This is a genomic window from Amycolatopsis sp. 2-15 (assembly GCF_030285625.1).
GTDB lineage: Bacteria > Actinomycetota > Actinomycetes > Mycobacteriales > Pseudonocardiaceae > Amycolatopsis > Amycolatopsis carbonis.
The window spans coordinates 8,273,242-8,291,541 of sequence record NZ_CP127294.1 but is presented as its reverse complement, the minus strand read 5'-3'; the positions used below and the strand labels follow the sequence as shown (position 1 = coordinate 8,291,541).

Here is an 18,300-nt window from a genome sequence, read left to right as displayed (position 1 = left end):
CACATTGGGTGCGCTCAGCGCACCGAACGCCACATTGGGGGAGCCGGGTCGCCGTGCGAGAAACCGGTGTTCAGTCGTCTCTTCGGCCCAGCCGCAGGAGTTCGAACACGAAGATCCACGTCAGCATCCCCACCAGCAGGCTCCCGCCCAGCCAGCTCCACCACGTGGCCGCCGACCACCACAGGCTCGCCACCAGGAACCCCAGTCCGGCGACGATGCCCAGGCCCGCCATCTGGACCGTGCGGATCCCGGTCCTTCGGTCGTTCATGGCGGAGAAGATTACTGAGACCCAGGGTAGAGCGACGCCGCCGAACGAAGGACACGATCTTCGCCTGTTGCTCCGTTCGAGCGCTACCCTTCGTGACCGCTGCCCGGAACTACCACCGAGGGTGGCCCTTGTCCTCTTGGCAGGTGACCTTTCCGGCCCCCACGGCCCGTTACGGGCGCTCCGGTGCAGCGAATCCGGGGCGCTTTCCAGGCGCGAGCCGTCGCCGTCGGGGAGTGGTGGTGGAAAACCGTTCGGCGCCACCGCGCCGCGCTGCTACCGTGCGCGCCGTGAGCAGTCCTGAGGCGAACAGAGTGGCGCCACCGGTCGAGCGGTGGCGTTGTGGGGTCTGTGTTCCTTAGCGGCTGTGTTATCCGGTAGCCGAGGCCAGCGCTCCGATCGACCGTGCCTTCTTCCACCGTCCGAACAGGACGGTCACGTCGATCTCGGGAGTGTCTTTCTTGCCTGTTTTGCCGTATCTGCTCGCCCTGGCCGTGTTCGCCCAGGGGACGTCGGAGTTCATGGTGTCGGGCCTGGTGCCCGAGGTGGCGCGGGACCTGGGGGTTTCGCCGGCGACGGCGGGGTCGCTGACGGCGGTGTTCGCCGTGGGGATGGTGGTCGGGGCGCCGGTGCTGGCGGTCGCGGGGCGGGGGTGGCCGCGGCGGGGCGTGTTGCTGGGGTACCTCGGGGTGTTCATCGCGGTGCACGTGGCGGGGGCGCTGGCGCCCGGGTTCGGGATCCTGCTCGGCACGCGGCTGGTGGCCGCGCTGGCGACGGCCGGCCTTCTCGCTGTCGCGCTGACCGCGGCGGCCGATGCCGCGCCCGGAGGCGAGGGGCGGGCGACCGCCGTGGTGCTGGCCGGGACGACGCTGGCGTGCATCGCCGGGGTGCCGGCGGGCGCCGTGCTCGGGCAGGTGTGGGGGTGGCGCTCGGCGTTCTGGGCGGTCGCTCTGGTGTCCGTGCCCGCGTTCGCCGCCATCGCGCGGTGGGCGCCCACGACGGAAACCGCGAACACGCCGGTCCGAGCCGAGTTCGCGGTGCTGAAGCGGCCGCGGGTGCTGGCCGCGCTCGGCCGGGGCGCGCTCGTGAACGGCGCCACCTTCGCCGTCTTCACCTACCTCGCCCCGATCGCGAACTCGGAAAGCCGGCTTCCGGTCCTCCTCGCGTTGTTCGGCATCGGGGCCTGCGCCGGAGTCGCGCTCGCCGGCCGGCGTCCGGCCACGCGAAAGACGCAAGTGGCGCTCGCCGTCGGCTGGCTGGCCCTCGTGCTCGGCACGGGGAACGCGACCGTGCTGCTCGTCCTCGTGCCGCTGCAAGCGCTGCTGTCGTTCGCCGTCGGGTCGACCGCTGTCGCTCAGGTGCTGCGCGCCGCCCCGGACGCGCCGGCGCTCAGGGGCGCGTTCGCCACCGCCGCGCTCAACGTCGGCGCCGCCGCCGGGCCGGGGCTCGCCGCCGCCCTCATCGGCACCGGTTACCGCGCGCCGGTGTGGCTCGCCGCCGTGCTGGCGACCGCCGCGCTGGCTATCCGAGAGCAGTGCTCTTGACAACGCGGACCCGTCGGGTGAACACTGCTTCCAACGGAGAGCACTGCTCTCATTTCAAGGAGTCGACCGTGATCGAGACCGTGTGGCGCTGGGGAAACCTGGGCCTGGCTTTCCTGCTGGAGCTGGCCGCGATCGTCGCGCTGGGGTACTGGGGGTTCCACGCGGGGGAGTCCACCGCGGGCAAGCTGCTGCTCGGACTGGGTGCGCCCGCCGTGGGCATCGGCCTGTGGGCCCTGTTCGCCGCGCCGACCGCGAAGCTGCACACGCCGCTGCTCTACGCGCTCACCGTCGTCGTGGTGGTCGGGGGTGCCGGCGCGGGCCTGTGGTTCTCGGGCTTGCGAACGCTCGGGCTCCTGTTGCCCACGCTGTTCGTCGCGAACCTCGCCGTGGTGAAGCTGATGCACCTCGACGCCGCGACGGCGCTCAGGGCAGCTTCCAGGTGACGCACTCCGGCCGGACCCGGGTCCGGCCGAACTCCTCCACCGCGCGGAGCACGAGTTCGGCCGGCACCTCACTGCCCGCGGGCTGCGGGAAGTGGCCGCCTTGCAGGCTGAAGTAGTCGGCGGACGCGGCGCCGGCGCCGTCGGCGGGCAGGTGCGTGGCGCCGTTCTCCTGCCACACCAGGGCGCCGCGCTCGCCGCGCAGGCCGACGACGAGGTGGGGGGTCCCAGGGCCCTGACCGGCGTAGATCCACCAGACGACCCCCGCCGTGACCGACGGCGGCACGGCTGCCCGCAGCGCGGCGAGCACCGTCTCGGCGGGGACGCTCGTGAGGTCGTACCCCGTCCGCCGATCACCCGTGGTGGCCATGGTCCGCTCCGCTTCCCGTGAGGATCGGTGCTGATCCTACTGGGCCCCGTTGTGAGAGCGAAGTGTGGAACATCAACTCACCGTCCGAAGAGGACGGTCAGGGGTGGTCCGCCCGCAGCCGCGCGGCGCGAACCGTGAGGTAGCGGCGTTCCGGGGCGTTCGTGGTGCGCGCCGCGGCGGCCTCGTAACAGCGGATCGCGGCCGCGGTCTCGCAGGCGCGTTCCAGCAGGTGGGCGCGCACGGCGGCGAGGCGGTAGTGTCCGGCGAGCCGCACGTCGAGCGTCGCGAGCAGGTCCAGACCTGTGGCCGGGCCGTGGACCATCGCGGTCGCGATCGCGCGGTTCAGCGTGACCATCGGGTTGTCCGCCGATGTTTCAAGGCGCTGGTAGAGGGCCAGGATGCGGGGCCAGTCCGTGTCCTGCGCGCGCAACGCGATGTCGTGGCTCGCCGCGATTGCCGCCTGCAGCCCGTACTCGCCGGCGGGCCCGCCGGAAAGCGCCGCGGTGGCGAGCGCGATGCCTTCCCTGATCAACGACCGGTCCCACAATGCGCGGTCCTGGCCCTCCAGCGGCACGAGGTCACCGTCGGGCCCGGTCCGCGCGGGGCGCCGCGCGTCGATGAGCAGCATGAGGGCCAGCAGGCCCGTGACCTCGCCGTCCTCGGGCAGCACGCCGTGCAACAGGCGGGCGAGCCGGATCGCCTCGCCCGACAGCTCTGTGCGGTGCAGGCTGGTCCCGGCGCTGCTGGTGTAGCCCTCGTTGAACACCAGGTAGAGCACGTGCCGCACCGATTTCAGCCGTGCCGGGCGCTCGTCGTCAGCCGGCAGCCCGAACGGCACGCCTGAAGCCTTGATCTTCCCCTTTGCCCGGCTGATCCGCTGCGCCATCGTCGCCTCGGGCACGAGGAACGCGCCCGCGATCTCCGCCGTCGTCAGGTCGCCGACGGCCCGCAGTGTCAGCGCGATGGCCGACGCCGGCGTGAGCGCGGGATGGCAGCACAGGAACAGCAGCGTGAGCGTGTCGTCCTCGTCCGCGACCTCGGCGCCCGCCGGTTCGGCGAACACCGCCAGCTCACGCCGCGCGCGGGCTTCGGCGCTGCGGTACGCGTCGGTCAGCCGCCGCGCCGCCGCCTGGATCAGCCAGCCGCGCGGGTTGTCCGGCACGCCGTCGCCGGGCCAGTGCAGCGCGGCGGCGAGCAGGCCTCCTGCACGGCGTCCTCGGCGGCGCCGAAATCGCCGAACCGCCGGGCCAGCACGCCGAGGACCTGCGGCGCGAGCGTGCGCAGCAGGTCTTCGACGCTCTCGGCCGCCATCAGGCCGGCGCGCTCATCACCTGGCGGACCTCGATCGGCTGGCGGATCGGCGTACCCCCGAGCCCGGGCGCCGCCGAGAGCCGCGCGGCGATCTCGAGCGCCCGCTCCTCCGAGTCGACGTCGATGATCCGGTACCCCGCGAGCAGCTCCTTGCTCTCCGTGAACGGCCCGTCGGTCACCACGGTCCCGCCTGCGCCGCCGGACACGACCTTCTTCGCCGCCTCCGGCCCGGCCAGCCCCTGCGCGTCCACCAGCCCGCCCTGGTCGGCGAGCTCCTCGTTCAGCGCCCGCTGGAACGCGATGTGCGCCCGGATGTCCTCGGGGGACCACTCGCTCATCGGCACGTCGCAGGCCTCGCCGCCCGAGTACGTCTGCATCACCATGTACTTCGTCATCGTGGCTCCTCCGCCCTTCCGGCGTGCCGCGAGCCGGCACGCTCACTGTAAGGACGGAGCCGGCCTGGTGTCCTCTACCCGGTTTTCCCGCCGGGTCCGAGCAGCACGTCGCGGGTGAGGTCGAGGTGGCCGCGGTGCTGGGCCAGCTCCTCGTACACGTGCAGCAGCGCGACGCCCTGAGCCGCGCCGATCGGGGTGTCGCGGTACTTCGGCGGGACCTCGCCCTTCGGTGGCGCCGCCGCGGTGCACCCGGCGACATCGGCGCCGAAACGCTCCCGGACCGCCCGCATCCGCTCCAGCAGTGGCGCGACGGGGCCGGCGGCCTCGAACTCCGCGGCCCGGTCGCGCGCCACGTCGCGGCCCGCGACGACCTGGCCGCCCCAGAACGCCATCACCCCGAGACAGTGCGTGACGATCGCGTACGGCGAGTTCGTCCCGGCCGCCTCGGGGCGCACGTTCACGAGCTCGTCGCCGAGCTCGGTGAGCGTGGCCGCCATCCCGTCGAGCGCGCGGTCGACGAGGTACAGGTATCCGTCCGTGGTGATCACACCGGTGAGCCTAGCCCCGCGATCGCGGTTGGGTCCACTGTGGACGTTCAGACGCCGATGGCGTCGAGCTCCGCCACCGCTTCGGCCGGCAGCACGAGGTCGGCCGCGGCGATATTCTCGCGCAGGTGCCCACGCGACGACGTGCCGGGGATCAGCACGGTCGTGGCGGAGCGCTGCAGCAGCCACGCGAGCGCGACCTGCTGCGGCGACGCACCGAGGTTCGCGGCGACCTTGGCCAGCGTCTCCGACTGCAGCGGGCTGAAGCCGCCGAGCGGGAAGAACGCCGCGAACGCGATGTGCTCCGCGGCGCAACGTGCCACGAGGGCGTCGTCGTCGCGGGTGACCAGGTTGTACTGGTTCTGCACCGCGACCACGGGCGCGATGGCCTGCGCCTCGGTGAGCTGCGCGGCCGAGACGCCGCTGAGCCCGAGGTGGCGGATCAGGCCCTGCTCGCGCAGCTCGGCCAGCACGCCGATCTCCTCGCCGAGCGGGGTGTCGTCCGGGCCCTCATGGGCGCCGACGCGCAGGTTCACCACGTCGAGCACGTCGAGGCCGAGGTGCTGCAGGTTCTCGCGCACCTGCGCCTTGAGGTCTTCCGGCTCCAGCGACGGGATCCACGCGCCGTCCGGGTCGCGGCGCGCGCCGACCTTCGTGACGATGCGCAGGTCGGCGGGGTAGGGGTGCAGCGCTTCCTTGATGAGCTCGTTGGTCACGACCGGGCCGTAGAAGTCGCTGGTGTCGATATGGGGGGATGCCGCGCTCGACCGCTTCGCGCAGCACCGCGATGGCCTCGTCGTGGTCCTTCGGCGGACCGAAGACGCCGGGGCCGGCCAGCGGCATGGCGCCGTAGCCCATGGGGCTGAGGGTGAGGTCGTCGGCGAGGGTGAGCGTGCCGCCGGGAAACGCTGTCGGCCATGGCCGGATGCCTTTCCTGCTGGGTCTTCCGGGCGGCTGTCCCGCCTGCGTTCCACCATGCGCTCGCGCGGCGGGGGAGGGGACGGTCCTCGTTTTCCTGGGAGTGGCAGGGCCAGGTTTTCCGGCGCCGGCCGCGGTTACCGTCGCCGGTGTGGACACGACGCACGCGCTGACGACGGCCGACGGCGTGGCGACGCTGCGCGCCTGCGTCGGCCCGGGCGTCGACGACCCGCGGTTGCCGGCCGCCGTCACCCTCTCCGCCCTCGGCGAGGCCCTCACCGCGGGAAACGTGGCGCACCTCGGCAAGGTCGAACTCCGGGACATTGACCTCTTCGCCGCGGCCATGACGGAACGCGACCCCCCGGCCGACGCGGTGACTGGTCGGGCAGTTGCGGGGGCCGGCGGCTTGGTGGAGTTGATGAGGACGCTGACGAAGTAGCGTCGAGGGCAGGTCGGTTCACCGGATCGAGGGAAGCCGCGGCGGCCGGAACTGTCGGTGCCGGGTCCTACCGTTCTCGGTTGCGGGACAAACCCCGGATCGAGAACAGGACACCCCATGACCGTGGAACACCTCGAAGACTTCGCCGCCCTCGACCCGTTTTTCGGTGTCATCGAGGAAGGCCTCGCGGGCCACGCCGAAGGCGAGCACTTCTTCGACCTGCTCGCCGAAGACCTCGTCACCGAGTTCGTCGTCACCGTGCCCGGCTATCCGAAACGGGTCGACGGCCGCGAAGCGCTGGCCGAGCTCTACCGTGGCTACGGCGACGCCATCGTGCTCGAAGGGGCCGGCGACCTGGCGGTGCACCACGACCGCGAGAAGTCCGTCGTCACGCTCGAATACTCGGTGCGCGGCCGGATCGTCAAAACCGGCCGGCCTTACGAGAACCGCTTCGTCTCCATCGTCACCCTCGCGAACGGCAAGGTCGTGCACTGGCGCGACTACCTCGACTCGCTCGCGGTGATCCAGGCGCTGGGCGAAGCGGTTCCCGTAAGCGGAAGCTAGCCCGCGGCCAGTCGGGGGCCGATGACGTCGGCGAACGCGGCGACGTCAGCCTCCGGCAGGTCGTAGCCGCTTTCGGCCGTGTGCGAAGGGAAGAAGAACACGTGCTCCACCCCCGATTCCTCGCGTGCCTGCAGGAGCCGCTCCGCGCAGTACTCCGCGGGCCCGAACAGCCCGAACGCCTCGCTGATCTCCTTGGCCTGCGCGGCGGTGAACGCGGTCGGGTCGTGGTCCTCGGGGATGTCGAGGCCGGCCGCGCGCAGCCAGCGCAGGTTGGCGGTGCTCGGGTAGTTGAGGAACGGCTTGTCCGGCCGGAAGTAGCGCCGCACCCACTCGCGCGCGGTGTCGAACGGCTCGATCGCGGTGGGCACGATGAGGATCTCCTGCACCGACTCCGGCGCGCGGCCGGCGCGCAGGGCGCCCGCGCGCACGTGCGAGCGCGCCGCTTCGATGCTGTCCGGGTGCAGGCCCGCGAGCATCACCACGCCGTCGGCGACCTCGCCGGCCAGCTCCAGCATCTTCGGCCCGGCGGCGAGCACGAAGATCCCAGGCGCGGGCTTGGCCACGTTGTTCATCTTGATCTCGTGACCGTCCACAGTGGCCGTTTCGCCGGCCACGAGCTGGCGGATGGCGGTGACCGCCTCGCCGAGCTGCTCGCGCCGCCCTTGCGGCCGGCCGGCCTTCTCGACGGAGAGGAACCCCGGCGCGAGCGTGAGCAGCACGCGACCGGGGCCGATCTCGGCGAGCGAGTTCGCGATCGCGGCGAGCACGAGCGGGTGGCGCGTCACCGTATTGGTGGTGGCCGGGTACAGCTGCAGCTTCGACGTCGCCGCCGCGGCCAGCGTCAGGGCGGAGTAGACGTCGCGGCCCGAGTGGTGGTGATCGTGCACGCCGACGCCGTTGAACCCGGCCTCTTCACACGACACGATGAACTTCGTCAGCTCGGGCAGCGGGCGGCCGACGGGAACCCGGATGTCGACCTTCACGGTCATGGGTGGTCCTTTCTTCCAGCGACAGGCACTCAGTCCGGCGAGAAACACTCAGTCCGGCAGGGGTTTGCCCTTGGTCTCGGGCAGGAACAGCACGGCGAGCATGCCGAGCAGGTAGATCGGGGCGAAGATCGCGGCGGCGTGGCCGAAGCCGCCCACGGCCGAGGCCAGCGGGCCGATCAGCACGGCGCCGGCCATGGCGAGGTAACGCGAACCGCTGAACACCACGCTGATCGCCGTCGCGCGGATCGACGTGGAGAACAGCTCCGGCGTGTGCACGGTGTACCAGCTGTACACGCCACCGGTGAGGAACCCGGCGATCAGCTGCAGCCACGTCGCGGTCGCCGCGTCGTGCACCAGCAGGAACACGATGGGCACGATCGCCACGCACCCGGCGAAGTACACCTGGATCGTGAGCTTGCGGCCCCAGCTCTCGGCGAGGAACCCGAGCAGGATGCAGCCCGCGATCTCGCCGAGGTTGTACAGCGCCCCGGCCCAGCCCGTGTAGAACGCGATCCGCTTCGGATCGTCGACGAGGCCGCCGACGAAGCTGGGCAGGAAGGAGCTCACCGCCCACCAGCCGCCGGTGATCGCGATCGAAACCGCCAGCGCGCCCAGGAAATTGCGCCGCACGCCGGGCGCCAGCAGCTCGCCGAGCCCGACTTTTCGCTTGCGTTGCGCCGCCCAGCGCGGGGATTCGGGGATGCTGCGGCGCACGAGCAGCACCACGACGAGCGGAATCACGCCGAACAGGTACATCCAGCGCCACGACAGCCCGAGCGTCGAGCCGAGCAGCACCCACAGGCCCGACACGAGCACGCCGCCGACGGAGAACCCGGCCTGCAGCAGGCCGGCGCCCCGGGCCCGCCAGCGCTCCGGCCACACCTCCTGCAGCAGCGAAGTGCCCACGCCCCACTCGGCGCCGATCCCGAGCCCGGTCAGGAACCGCGTGAGCCCGAAGATCCACCAGTTCCCGGACAACGCCGAGCACGCCGTGAAGACGCTGTACACGGCGACCGCCACGATCATGGTCCGCCGCCGGCCCAGCCGGTCGCCGAGCACGCCGCCCACGATGCCGCCCGTCGCCCAGCCCGCGAGCGTGATGGCGACCAGGTAACCCTGGTACGTCGTAAGGTGCGGCAGCTGGTCGTGCGGCAGCAGCTCGGTGAGCGTCGGCCGCGCGGTGATCAGCAGCACGAATGTGTCGTAGCCGTCGGCGACCCAGAACACCAGGGTCAGCGCCAGCACGCCCCACGCCTTGCGGTCGAGCCGCGGCGAGTTGGCCAGTGTGGTCATCTCTCACTCATCGAGGTAGGTCCGGATCACCGAGAAACGCAGGTATTCGTCGTTGACGTGCGCGACCGTGACGGCCACGGGCTGCTCGTCGGCCCGGATGTGGGTGTGGCGCAACCGAAGCAACGGCTGCGCCGCCGGGATCTTCAGCGCCGCGGCGACTTCCGGCGGCGGCAGCACCGGCCGGACTTCGGCCACGGAGTAGCACACTGGCGGGCCGAGGTGGCGCTCCACGAACTCGAACGTCGACTGCGCGGGCTCCAGCACCCGCGGGTTCTCGCCGAGCAGCGGGGCCGGGAAGTGGTCCACGCTGTGCACCGCCGGCTCGCCCGAAGCGGCGAAGACGCGCTCGATCCGCAGCGCCTGCTCGCCGGCGCGGATCTCGAGCGACGTGGCCACGTCCGCCTCGAGCGCCACCACGCGCTGGTCGGCCGTGCTCACCGACGCCTCGTGACCCGCCTCGGCGAGCAGATCAAGGAACGCGCCCGCCTCCGCGAGGTTGGCGCCGAGGCCCAGCGCGTGGCGGTTGATGAACGTGCCGTGGCCGTGCAGCCGGCGGATCCGCCCCTCCTTCTGCAGCGACTGCAGAGCCGAGCGCAGCGTGGCCCGGCTGACGCCGAGCGCGGCCGAGAGCTCCGCCTCCGACGGCAGCCGCAGCCGGCCCGCCTCGCCGAGCCGGGTGATCACCTCGCGCAGCCGGTCCTTGACCTGCCGGTACGCGTCGGACGTGATCGCCGTGAGGTCGGCCGGCAGCGCCGGTTCGGGGTGGATCCGCGTGACCACGGGTCAGTCCTCGCGGCGGCCGATGGGGCCGTCGTACGTGCGCAGCCAGTCGACCAGCTCGCCCAGGCGCCCGACGATGTGGTCGTGGTAACGCTTGCCCTTGTCCTCGGAGAGGCCCTTCGACGAGCTGAACGAGCCGGTCGGGGTGAACGCGCGCTGCTCGTCGCCGGACCAGATGATCTCGACGCCGTCGGGCGCCGGGCCGAACAGGTCGTTGCCGACGAAGCCGCCGAAGACCTTGTCGAAGTCGACGGAGGCGTCGGTGAGGCGGTCGGTGCGGATCTTGCCCGGGTAGCGGTAGTGCACGTGGGAGAGCTCGAGCTCACCGGCGTGGTGCTCGTTGGTCTCCTTGATCGTCGGCGAGGCCGACCGCGCCAGGTGCAGCGGGTCCGCGACGGCGAAGAGCACCTCGGGCAGCTCCTCGTCGTGCAGCACGCGCACGGCGCTGTTGAGTGCGGGCAGGTTCGAGCCCTTGTGCCCGTTGAGCAGGATGATGCGGGTGAAGCCGTGGCGCGCGAGGCTGCGGGCGACGTCGCGGATCAGCAGCGTCAGCGTGTCCGGGCGCACCGTGATGGTGCCGGGGAACGCGCCGTGGTGCGACGAGTCGCCGTACCAGATGGGGGGCGCGACCAGCACGCCCTTGCGCTCGGCCACGTCCTCGGCCAACGTGATGGCCACGTAGGAGTCGACCCCCAGCACACCGGCCGGGCCGTGCTGCTCGGTACTGCCGATCGGCACGATCACGATCCGCTCGTGCTCCAGGTACGAGCTCACTTCTTCCCAGGTCAGGTCCTGGATCCAGACCGAAGGCAGGGTGTCCGCCACGGATACCTCCCAAATGGTGAAACAGGTCGTAAGACGTCAGACGTCTAACTTAAGCTGCGCGGCAACCCCCGCCAATCGGGACCAAGGAGTGGGATGGACAGCGTGACCAGTACCGACGACCGGCAGGCCCGGCCGGGCAGGCTGCGCGTGCCGCCGCTGTTCGGCGCGGCACTGCTGATGGCCATGAGCGCGGCAGGACCTGGGTTCATCACCCAGACCGCCTCGTTCACCGTGCTCTACGGGGCCTCGTTCGCGTGTGCGGTGGTGGTCTCGATGATCATCGACGTCGCCGTGCAGCTCAACGTGTGGCGCATCCTCGGCATCTCGGGGCAGCGCGCGCAGGACATCGCGAGCAAGGTGTTCCCGGGCGCCGGCCAGGTGCTCACGGTGTTCGTCGTGCTGGGCGCGGTGGTGTTCAACATCGGCAACATCGCCGGCACCGGCCTCGGCCTGCACAACCTGCTGGGCATCGACCCGCGGATCGGCGCGGCGATCAGCGGCATCCTCACCATCGCGATCTTCCTGGTCCGCTCGGTGCTCACGGCCGTGGACCGGGTGATGGTGGTGCTCGGGTTCGTGAAGATCGCGCTGATCATCGCGCTGGTCGTGGCCACGGCGCCGCCCGTGGGCCAGGCCGCGGTGGGCACCGTCGACCCGAAGGGCCTGCCGTTCCTGCCGATCCTCACGCTGATCGGCGGCACCGTCGGCGGGTTCATCACCTACTCCGGCGCGCACCGGCTGATCGACGCCGGCATCACCGGGGTGGCGAACCTCAAGCGCATCAACCGCGGCGCGTGGACCGGCATCCTCGTGGCCTGTGTGCTGCGGATCGTGCTGTTCCTCGGCTTCTTCGGCGTGGTCGCGACCGGTGCGACGCTGGCCAACAAGAACGACGCCGCGGGCTCGGCCTTCCTCTCCGCGTTCGGCACCGTGGGGCTGCACCTGTTCGGCCTGGTGTTCTGGGCCGCCGGGATGACGAGTGTGATCGGCAACTCCTACACCACCGCCACGTTCCTGCAGTCCTACGTCAAGCCGGTGCGCACGCACTTCAACCGCGCGGTGATCGTGCTGATCGGCCTCGCGACGATCGTGTTCATCGCCGCGGGCCAGACGCCGCAGTCGATGCTGGTGTTCGCCGGCGCGATCAACGGGCTCGTGCTGCCGATCGGCCTGGCCATCATCCTGTGGGTGGCGCTGCGCCGCCGCGACCTGATCGCGGGCTACCGCTACCCGAAGGTGCTGCTCGGCGTCGGCATCGCCGCCTGGCTGTTCACCGCGTACGCCGCCGTCGAATCCCTGACCTCACTCGGTTCGATCTTCTCCTGAGGAGCTGTTGATGACTGTCACCCCCGCTCTGAGCCCGGCCGAATCCCGTGAAGCCTTCCGCGGCGGCCTGCGTGTGCCGACCGCCGGCTGGGCGCCGGGCTACGCCCAGGCCAACATGATCATCGTGCCGCGCGAGTACGCCTACGACGCGCTCCTGTTCGGCCAGCGCAACCCCAAGCCGTGCCCGATCATCGGCGTCACCGACACCGGCAGCCCCCACACCGACCTCGCGCCAGGCGCCGACCTGCGCACCGACGTCGGCGCCTACCGCGTCTGGCGCGATGGCGAGCTGGTCGACGAGCCTGACGACGTGCTGGAGTACTGGAACGACGACCTGGTCACGTTCCTCATCGGCTGCAGCTACACGTTCGAGACGCCCATGGTCGCCGCGGGCATCGAGGTCCGCCACATCAGCAAGGGCCAGAACGTCTCGATGTACAAGACTTCCCGTGAGTGCGCCCCCGCGGGCCGCCTGAGCGGCCCCATGGTCGTCTCGATGCGCCCGATCGCCGCCGACCGCGTCGCCGACGCCGTGCGCATCTCCGGCCAGTTCCCGTCCGTGCACGGCGCGCCGGTCCACATCGGAGCACCCGAGGCGCTCGGCATCGAGGACCTGTCGAAGCCCGACTTCGGCGACCCCGTGGAGATCCGGGAGGGCGAGGTGCCGGTGTTCTGGGCGTGCGGCGTGACCCCGCAGGCCGCCATCATGCGGTCGAAGCCGCCGTTCGCGATCACGCACGCGCCGGGGTACATGTTCGTCACGGATGTGCCGGATTACACGTACGCCGTGTGAGACTTCGCGGTGCTCAACCTCGAGACGGTGACCGTCGCGCAGCTGACCGAGCTGCTGATCACGCGGCAGCTTTCCGCCGTGGCCCTCGCCCGCGCGTGCCTCGACCGCATCGCGGCACTCGACGAGCGGGGCCCGGCGCTGCACGCGGAGCGCGCGCTGAATCCCGGCGCCTCGCCGACGCGGAGGCGGCCGACCAGCGGTTGCTCGCGGGTGACCACGGCCCGTTGACTGGGATACCGGTGCTGCTGAAGGACAACATCGACGTACTCGGTCGGAATTCGGCGCGACCCTGCTGCTGTGATGAGGGCATGGGTCGTGAGCTGAGCTGCCGGCAGGTGGCGGGCGGTAAACAGCGGAGGCCGTCCGGACTCGGTGTGGAGTAGGTCCCGCGCTTGGCTCCGACACGCGTGCGGCCGACTGGGCAACGACGACCGCGTAGGCGGCGCCCCCACGCACCTGCGGCATCCGCCGTCCGTGGTCGATCCGGCATTGTTGCGGGGCAACGGGTGCAACGCGGCCCCTGGGGTGCGGGAGATCGGCTAGCGTGGCGCCGTGCAGATCTCCGAGTTCGGTTCCTGGGCCACGCCGTTCACCGCCGGCCTGATCACGCAGAGCGCGGTGCGCGTCACGGATGTGCGGGCGGACGGCGGCGCCGTGGTGTGGTCGGAGGCGCGGCCGTCCGAGGGCGGGCGGGTGCAGCTCGTGCGGCGGGACGCCGACGGGACCACCGCCGACCTGTTGCCCGAGGGTTTCGGCGCGCGCACGAGCGTGCACGAGTACGGCGGGGCCGACTGGTGGATGCGCGACGGCGTGGTGTGGTTCGCCAACTGGGCCGACCAGCGGCTGTATCGGCTCGGCCGCGACGGCGAGCCGGAAGCGGTCACCCCCGAGCCCGAGGTGCCGCGTGGTGACCGGTACGCCGACGGCGACCTGACCGCCGACGGGACGCGCCTGGCCGTGGTGCGTGAGCACCACCCGAAAGGCGGCCGGGGTGCGGCCGAGGTGCGCAACGAGATCGTGCTGCTCACCGAGAACGCCGAGCCCGAGGTGCTCGTGTCCGGCCCGGACTTCGTCGCGAGCCCGCGGTTCTCGCCTGACGCGGGGAAGCTCGCGTGGGTGGCGTGGGGCCACCCGAACATGCCGTGGGACTCGACCGAGCTGCGGGTGCGCGACCTGGCCACCGGCGAGGAGACCGTGGTCGCGGGCGGGCCGGGGGAGTCGGTGACCGAGCCGCGCTGGCACGCCGACGGCACGCTGTACTTCCTGTCCGACCGCACCGGCTGGTGGAACCTCTACCGGCTCGGCGAGAGCGGCACCGTCGAGCCGGTGGTCGTGCTCGACGCCGAGATCGGCGTGCCGGCCTGGGGCCTGGGCACGGGCCGGTACGTGGTGCTGGCCGACCACCGCGTGGTGTTCGCCCGCTGGGCCGGCGGCATCGACGGGCTCGCGATCGCGACCCCCGACGGCACCGTGACCGACCTCGACACCCCGTTCACCGCGGTCAGCGCGCTGCGCCCGGCCGGCGGTGACGAGCTGCTCCTCCTCGCCGGCTCGCCCACCGCCGAGCCGAGCGTGTACACGCTGAGCGCCGACGGCAAGGTCGCCACCGTGCGCGAACCCCGCGACACCGGCATCGGCGCCGAGTACGTTTCCGCGCCCGAGGCGATCGACTTCCCGTCGGGCGACCGCGTGTCCCACGCGCTGTTCTACCCGCCCGCGAACCCGGACTTCGCGGGCCCCGCGGGGTCGAAGCCGCCGGTCGTCGTGGTCGTCCACGGTGGACCGACGTCGCACGCGGTTCCCGTGCTGTCGCTGGGAATCCAGTACTGGACCAGCCGCGGCTTCGGTGTCGTGGACGTGAACTACGCGGGTTCCACCGGTTTCGGCCGCGCCTACCGCGAGGAACTCCACGGCACGTGGGGAATCCTCGACGTCGCCGACTGCATCGCCGCGGTCCGCTGGCTCGCCGCCGAAGGCCGTGTCGACGGCGGCAAGCTCCTCATCCGCGGTGGCTCGGCCGGCGGGTACACGGTGCTGGCCGCCCTCTCGCGCGCCGACACGCCCTTCGCCGCCGGCACCGACCTCTTCGGCGTCGCCGACCTCCAGGCGCTCGCGGCCGACACGCACAAGTTCGAGAGCCGCTACCTCGACCGCCTGATCGGCCCGTACCCCGAGATGCGCGAGGTGTACCTCGACCGCTCGCCGATCCAGCACATCGACGCCTTCGCCCGGCCCCTGCTCGTCCTTCAGGGCGCCGACGACCCCGTGGTGCCGCCGAACCAGTCGGAGCTCATCGTCGACGCCCTGCGCTCCCGCAAGGTGCCCGTCGCCTACCTCCTCTTCGAAGGCGAGCAGCACGGCTTCCGGCGCGCGGAGAACATCCGCCGGTCGCTTGACGCCGAGCTGAGCTTCTACAGCCAGATCCTCGGCTTCGACCTCCCCGAGGGCGAGGCCATCGAGGCGGTCGAGGTGGAGAACCTCTAGCCGAACGAGCCCGAGAACGCACCGGAAACCCCTGACCAACCGCGGGTATCCGGTGCGTTTCGCACACTCTCCACAAAGGATCACCCGGCGGTCCGGCGAGCCCGGACGGAGTCGATCCCGCGCCGAAACTCGTCCTTGACAACCTCGGGTGCGCCCTTCACTCTCTCTAATTAACCGCACGGTACATTAGCCGTCGGGCGAGGCAACGGCGCACCGCAGGAGGAGACAAACGTGAACGGTCGAGCAGATCGAGCGGCGCCCGCCGCGGGCCGGCCCGCGAAAGCGGCGCTCGCCGCGTGGATCGGCAGCGCGCTCGAGTACTACGACTTCTTCATCTACGGCACCGCCGCCGCGCTGGTCTTCGGCAAGATCTTCTTCCCGGCGTCCTCGCCGGCCGCGGGCACGCTCCTCGCGCTCTCGACGTTCGGCGTCGGTTACGTCACGCGCCCGCTCGGTGCGCTGCTGCTCGGCCACCTGGGCGACCGGTTCGGCCGCAAACGCGTGCTCATCGCGACGCTGCTGCTCATGGGCCTGTCCACTGTGCTCGTCGGCTGCCTGCCCAGCTACGAGGCGATCGGCGTCGCGTCGCCGGTGCTGCTCGTCGTTTTGCGGCTGCTGCAAGGGCTTTCCGCGGGCGGCGAGCAGGCGAGCGCCAACTCGATGAGCCTCGAACACGCGCCGGAGCACCGCCGCGCGTACTACACGAGCTTCACCCTCAGCGGCACGCAAGCCGGGCAGATCGTGGCCACGGCGGTGTTCCTGCCGGTCGCCGCGCTGCCGCAGGACGCGCTGCTGTCGTGGGGCTGGCGCGTGCCGTTCTGGCTCAGCGCCGTGATGGTCGCGGTCGGGTACTTCATCCGCCGCTCCGTGGAGGAGACGCCGGTGTTCCGCGAGGAGGTCGCCGCCGGCGAGGTCGTCCGGCTGCCGCTCGCCGTGCTGCTGCGTGACCACTGGGCCGACGTCCTGCGCGTGATCGTCGCCGCGCTCATCGCCTCGGTCAGCACGATCTTCACCGTCTACGCCCTGAGTTACGCCGTGAACACGGTGGGGCTGAGCAAAACGCCGATGCTGTGGGTCGGGGTGCTCGCCAACGTTGCCGCCGTGATCTCGATCCCGCTGTGGGCCAAGCTGTCCGACCGCAAGGGCCGCAAGAAGATCTTCATCGCGGGCTCGCTCGGCTGCGCGGTGCTCATCTTCGGTTACCTCGGCGCGATCGCCGCCGGCAGCTACGTGTGGATCTTCGTGCTCGGCATCGGCATGTTCGGCATCGTCTACACCGCGACGAGCGCCATCTGGCCCTCGTTCTACGGCGAGATGTTCCCGGCCCGCGTGCGCCTGTCCGGCACCGCGATCGGCACCCAGATCGGCTTCGCCATCAGCGGTTTCCTGCCGAGCGTGGCGGCGGCTGTCGCGGGTGACGGCCGCGGCGCGTGGCTCGGCGTCGCGATCTTCACCGCCGGGCTGTGCGTGGTCAACGCGATCGCCGTGGCCACCGGCCGAGAGACCTACCGGGTCCCGACCGCGTTGCTGGGCCTGAAGAACGCGCCGGCACGGCAGGCGAGTGAGGTCGGCGTCCAGCAGTGAGCACGTTCGAGGTCCACGCCCTGTGCTACGCCCGGCGAGACGGCGTCCGCGGAGACCACTTCCTGGGCCACGGCACGGATTCCACCGAGCCGCACCCGACGGCGTACTACGTGTGGCTCGCCGTCTCACCGGAGCACACGGTGCTCGTCGACGCCGGGATGCGCCCGGAACGTGCGGCGGAGGTGCCCGGGCTGGCATACACCGACCCGGTGGAGTTGCTCACGGAGTTCGGCGTCGGGCCCGAAGGCGTGGACCACGTGGTGCTCACCCACCTGCACTACGACCACGCCGGCCGGGCGAGCGCCTTCCCGGGCGCGACCTGTGTCGTGCAGCAGTCCGAAATGGACTACTGGACCGGGCCGTGGGCCAAGCGCATCACTCGGGAGCACTGGCTGCTCGACGATGTCGAGCTGCACCGGCTCCAGGCCCACGACCGGCTGCGGCTCGTCGACGGCGACGCCGACGTGGTGCCCGGCCTCAGCGTCCATCTCGTGGGCGGCCACACCGCCGGCACGCAGGTGGTGCGGATCGCGACCGCGGCCGGGCCGGTCGTGGTCGCCTCCGACGCCAGCCACTTCTACGAGAACCTCGAAGCCGACCACCCGGCGCCGCTGCTGCACTCGACCACCGGCGTGTACGGCGGCTTCGACCGCATCCGGGAGCTGGCCGGGCCGTCGGGGATCTTCCTGCCGGGCCACGACCCGCGCGTGCTCGACCGCTACCCGACGGAGAAGTCCGGCCGGATCGCGAGGATCGCGTGAGGGCCTCAGCTCGCGGTCAGGTAGCTCACGAGCAGGTCGCCGAGCATGCGCCGGTGGTGCTCGCGCGTGGCCGGGTCGAGCAGGTCGCGGCCGAAGATCGCGTTGAACGTGTAGCGGTTCGCGGTGCGGAACACGCAGAACGCGCTGATGGCCATGTGCACGTCGAGCGCGTCCACGTCCTCGCGGAACAGCCCGGCCGCGCGGCCGCGTTCGAGGATGCGGGTGAGCACGTCGAGCGCCGGGTTGGCGAGCGTCGACAGCGTGGTGGAGCGCGCGATGTGCTCGGCGCGGTGGATGTTCTCGATGCTCACCAGCCGCACGAAACCGGGGTGGGACTCGTGGTGGTCGAAGGTGAGCTCGGCGAGCTGGCGGATCGCGTCGACCGGGTCGAGGTGGTCGACGTCGAGCTCCTGCTCCAGCGACCGGATCACCGTGTAGGCCCGCTCCAGCACCGTGACGAAGAGCTGGTCCTTGCTGGTGAAGTAGTAGTAGATCATCCGCTTGGTGGTGCGGGTCTTCGCCGCGATCTCCTCCACGCGGGCGCCGTCGTAGCCCTTCTCGGCGAACTCCGCGGCGGCGACGTCGAGGATCTCGGCCTTGGTCCGCTCGGCGTCGCGGGTGCGGTCTTTCCCGGCGGCGTCTTCCGGCGACGGTGCGGCCACAGACGTCCCTTC

19 protein-coding genes and 2 pseudogenes are annotated in these 18,300 nt (G+C 71.4%); 10 read left to right on the top strand and 11 right to left on the bottom strand.

Annotated features, from left to right (window positions below; translation table 11 throughout):
- Nucleotides 1-70: 70 nt before the first annotated feature.
- Nucleotides 71-268 carry a hypothetical protein gene (locus QRX50_RS41055; protein WP_285968468.1) on the bottom strand — a complete coding sequence of 66 codons (198 nt, stop codon included), beginning with the start codon at nt 266-268 and terminating at the stop codon, nt 71-73.
- Nucleotides 269-726: 458 nt separating this feature from the next.
- Here QRX50_RS41055 and QRX50_RS41050 point away from each other — a divergent pair, with 458 nt between their 5' ends.
- Both QRX50_RS41050 and QRX50_RS41045 read left to right on the top strand, forming a co-directional pair.
- On the top strand, nt 727-1,809 hold the full coding sequence (locus QRX50_RS41050; protein WP_285968467.1) for an MFS transporter: 1,083 nt from the start codon (nt 727-729) through the stop codon (nt 1,807-1,809).
- Nucleotides 1,810-1,877: 68 nt separating this feature from the next.
- The gene (locus QRX50_RS41045) at nt 1,878-2,252 is read left to right on the top strand and encodes a YrdB family protein (RefSeq protein ID WP_285968466.1); all 375 of its coding nucleotides are present in this window, start codon (nt 1,878-1,880) and stop codon (nt 2,250-2,252) included.
- Here QRX50_RS41045 and QRX50_RS41040 read toward each other — a convergent pair.
- The 5 genes and pseudogenes from QRX50_RS41040 to QRX50_RS41020 all read right to left on the bottom strand — a co-directional run bounded on the left by QRX50_RS41040 (nt 2,233) and on the right by QRX50_RS41020 (nt 5,728).
- Nucleotides 2,233-2,619, bottom strand: coding sequence for an Imm1 family immunity protein (locus tag QRX50_RS41040; RefSeq protein WP_285968465.1), 387 nt, complete (start codon nt 2,617-2,619; stop codon nt 2,233-2,235). The two genes, QRX50_RS41045 and QRX50_RS41040, sit on opposite strands and share 20 nt — an antisense overlap.
- Before the next feature lie 97 nt (nt 2,620-2,716).
- Nucleotides 2,717-3,930: pseudogene (locus tag QRX50_RS41035) on the bottom strand (RNA polymerase sigma factor).
- Entirely contained in the window at nt 3,930-4,325 is a 396-nt protein-coding gene (locus QRX50_RS41030; protein ID WP_285968464.1) for a YciI family protein, read from the bottom strand. Before QRX50_RS41030 ends, QRX50_RS41035 begins: the two are co-directional and overlap by 1 nt.
- A 74-nt stretch (nt 4,326-4,399) precedes the next feature.
- Complete coding sequence (locus QRX50_RS41025; protein ID WP_285968463.1) at nt 4,400-4,873, bottom strand: mycothiol transferase; 474 nt, start codon at nt 4,871-4,873, stop codon at nt 4,400-4,402.
- Nucleotides 4,874-4,920: 47 nt separating this feature from the next.
- A pseudogene (locus QRX50_RS41020) lies at nt 4,921-5,728 on the bottom strand (oxidoreductase).
- A 211-nt stretch (nt 5,729-5,939) separates the two neighbouring features.
- Here QRX50_RS41020 and QRX50_RS41015 point away from each other — a divergent pair.
- Nucleotides 5,940-6,227, top strand: coding sequence for a hypothetical protein (locus QRX50_RS41015; protein WP_285968462.1), 288 nt, complete (start codon nt 5,940-5,942; stop codon nt 6,225-6,227).
- A 117-nt stretch (nt 6,228-6,344) separates the two neighbouring features.
- Nucleotides 6,345-6,791: a nuclear transport factor 2 family protein gene (locus QRX50_RS41010; protein WP_285968461.1), complete on the top strand. Its 447-nt coding sequence runs from the start codon at nt 6,345-6,347 to the stop codon at nt 6,789-6,791.
- On the opposite strand, the gene QRX50_RS41005 is transcribed toward QRX50_RS41010, so the two are convergent.
- The 4 genes from QRX50_RS41005 to QRX50_RS40990 are packed head-to-tail and all read right to left on the bottom strand — an operon-like array spanning nt 6,788 to nt 10,678.
- Nucleotides 6,788-7,780, bottom strand: coding sequence for an LLM class flavin-dependent oxidoreductase (locus tag QRX50_RS41005; protein WP_285968460.1), 993 nt, complete (start codon nt 7,778-7,780; stop codon nt 6,788-6,790). The genes QRX50_RS41010 and QRX50_RS41005 overlap by 4 nt on opposite strands.
- A 48-nt stretch (nt 7,781-7,828) precedes the next feature.
- Nucleotides 7,829-9,073 carry an MFS transporter gene (locus QRX50_RS41000; protein ID WP_285968459.1) on the bottom strand — a complete coding sequence of 415 codons (1,245 nt, stop codon included), beginning with the start codon at nt 9,071-9,073 and terminating at the stop codon, nt 7,829-7,831.
- A 3-nt stretch (nt 9,074-9,076) separates the two neighbouring features.
- Nucleotides 9,077-9,853: a GntR family transcriptional regulator gene (locus tag QRX50_RS40995; protein ID WP_285968458.1), complete on the bottom strand. Its 777-nt coding sequence runs from the start codon at nt 9,851-9,853 to the stop codon at nt 9,077-9,079.
- Between the two features lie 3 nt (nt 9,854-9,856).
- Entirely contained in the window at nt 9,857-10,678 is an 822-nt protein-coding gene (locus QRX50_RS40990; protein WP_285968457.1) for a creatininase family protein, read from the bottom strand.
- A 93-nt stretch (nt 10,679-10,771) separates the two neighbouring features.
- Here QRX50_RS40990 and QRX50_RS40985 point away from each other — a divergent pair, with 93 nt between their 5' ends.
- The 6 genes from QRX50_RS40985 to QRX50_RS40955 all read left to right on the top strand — a co-directional run bounded on the left by QRX50_RS40985 (nt 10,772) and on the right by QRX50_RS40955 (nt 17,626).
- Nucleotides 10,772-12,004 (top strand): NRAMP family divalent metal transporter, encoded by a 1,233-nt coding sequence (locus tag QRX50_RS40985; RefSeq protein WP_285968456.1) that lies wholly within the window; start codon nt 10,772-10,774, stop codon nt 12,002-12,004.
- A 28-nt stretch (nt 12,005-12,032) separates the two neighbouring features.
- Complete coding sequence (locus QRX50_RS40980) at nt 12,033-12,797, top strand: putative hydro-lyase (protein WP_220247576.1); 765 nt, start codon at nt 12,033-12,035, stop codon at nt 12,795-12,797.
- A gap of 27 nt (nt 12,798-12,824) precedes the next feature.
- On the top strand, nt 12,825-13,025 hold the full coding sequence (locus QRX50_RS40975; protein WP_285968455.1) for a hypothetical protein: 201 nt from the start codon (nt 12,825-12,827) through the stop codon (nt 13,023-13,025).
- A 324-nt stretch (nt 13,026-13,349) separates the two neighbouring features.
- The gene (locus QRX50_RS40965) at nt 13,350-15,281 is read left to right on the top strand and encodes a S9 family peptidase (protein WP_285968453.1); all 1,932 of its coding nucleotides are present in this window, start codon (nt 13,350-13,352) and stop codon (nt 15,279-15,281) included.
- 231 nt (nt 15,282-15,512) lie between these two features.
- Entirely contained in the window at nt 15,513-16,865 is a 1,353-nt protein-coding gene (locus QRX50_RS40960) for an MFS transporter (RefSeq protein WP_285968452.1), read from the top strand.
- Complete coding sequence (locus tag QRX50_RS40955; protein ID WP_285968451.1) at nt 16,862-17,626, top strand: N-acyl homoserine lactonase family protein; 765 nt, start codon at nt 16,862-16,864, stop codon at nt 17,624-17,626. Before QRX50_RS40960 ends, QRX50_RS40955 begins: the two co-directional genes overlap by 4 nt.
- Before the next feature lie 5 nt (nt 17,627-17,631).
- On the opposite strand, the gene QRX50_RS40950 is transcribed toward QRX50_RS40955, so the two are convergent.
- Nucleotides 17,632-18,288, bottom strand: a complete 657-nt coding sequence (locus tag QRX50_RS40950) for a TetR/AcrR family transcriptional regulator (RefSeq protein ID WP_285968450.1) — start codon at nt 18,286-18,288, stop codon at nt 17,632-17,634.
- Nucleotides 18,289-18,300 lie beyond the last annotated feature (12 nt).

Excerpts from the sequence above, each read along its gene's own strand:
- QRX50_RS40985 (WP_285968456.1), top strand. The coding sequence starts at position 10,772 with ATGGACAGCGTGACCAGTACCGACGACCGGCAGGCCCGGCCGGGCAGG.
- QRX50_RS41030 (WP_285968464.1), bottom strand. The coding sequence starts at position 4,325 with ATGACGAAGTACATGGTGATGCAGACGTACTCGGGCGGCGAGGCCTGC.
- QRX50_RS41000 (WP_285968459.1), bottom strand. The coding sequence starts at position 9,073 with ATGACCACACTGGCCAACTCGCCGCGGCTCGACCGCAAGGCGTGGGGC.
- QRX50_RS41010 (WP_285968461.1), top strand. The coding sequence starts at position 6,345 with ATGACCGTGGAACACCTCGAAGACTTCGCCGCCCTCGACCCGTTTTTC.
- QRX50_RS41040 (WP_285968465.1), bottom strand. The coding sequence starts at position 2,619 with ATGGCCACCACGGGTGATCGGCGGACGGGGTACGACCTCACGAGCGTC.
- QRX50_RS41055 (WP_285968468.1), bottom strand. The coding sequence starts at position 268 with ATGAACGACCGAAGGACCGGGATCCGCACGGTCCAGATGGCGGGCCTG.
- QRX50_RS41005 (WP_285968460.1), bottom strand. The coding sequence starts at position 7,780 with ATGACCGTGAAGGTCGACATCCGGGTTCCCGTCGGCCGCCCGCTGCCC.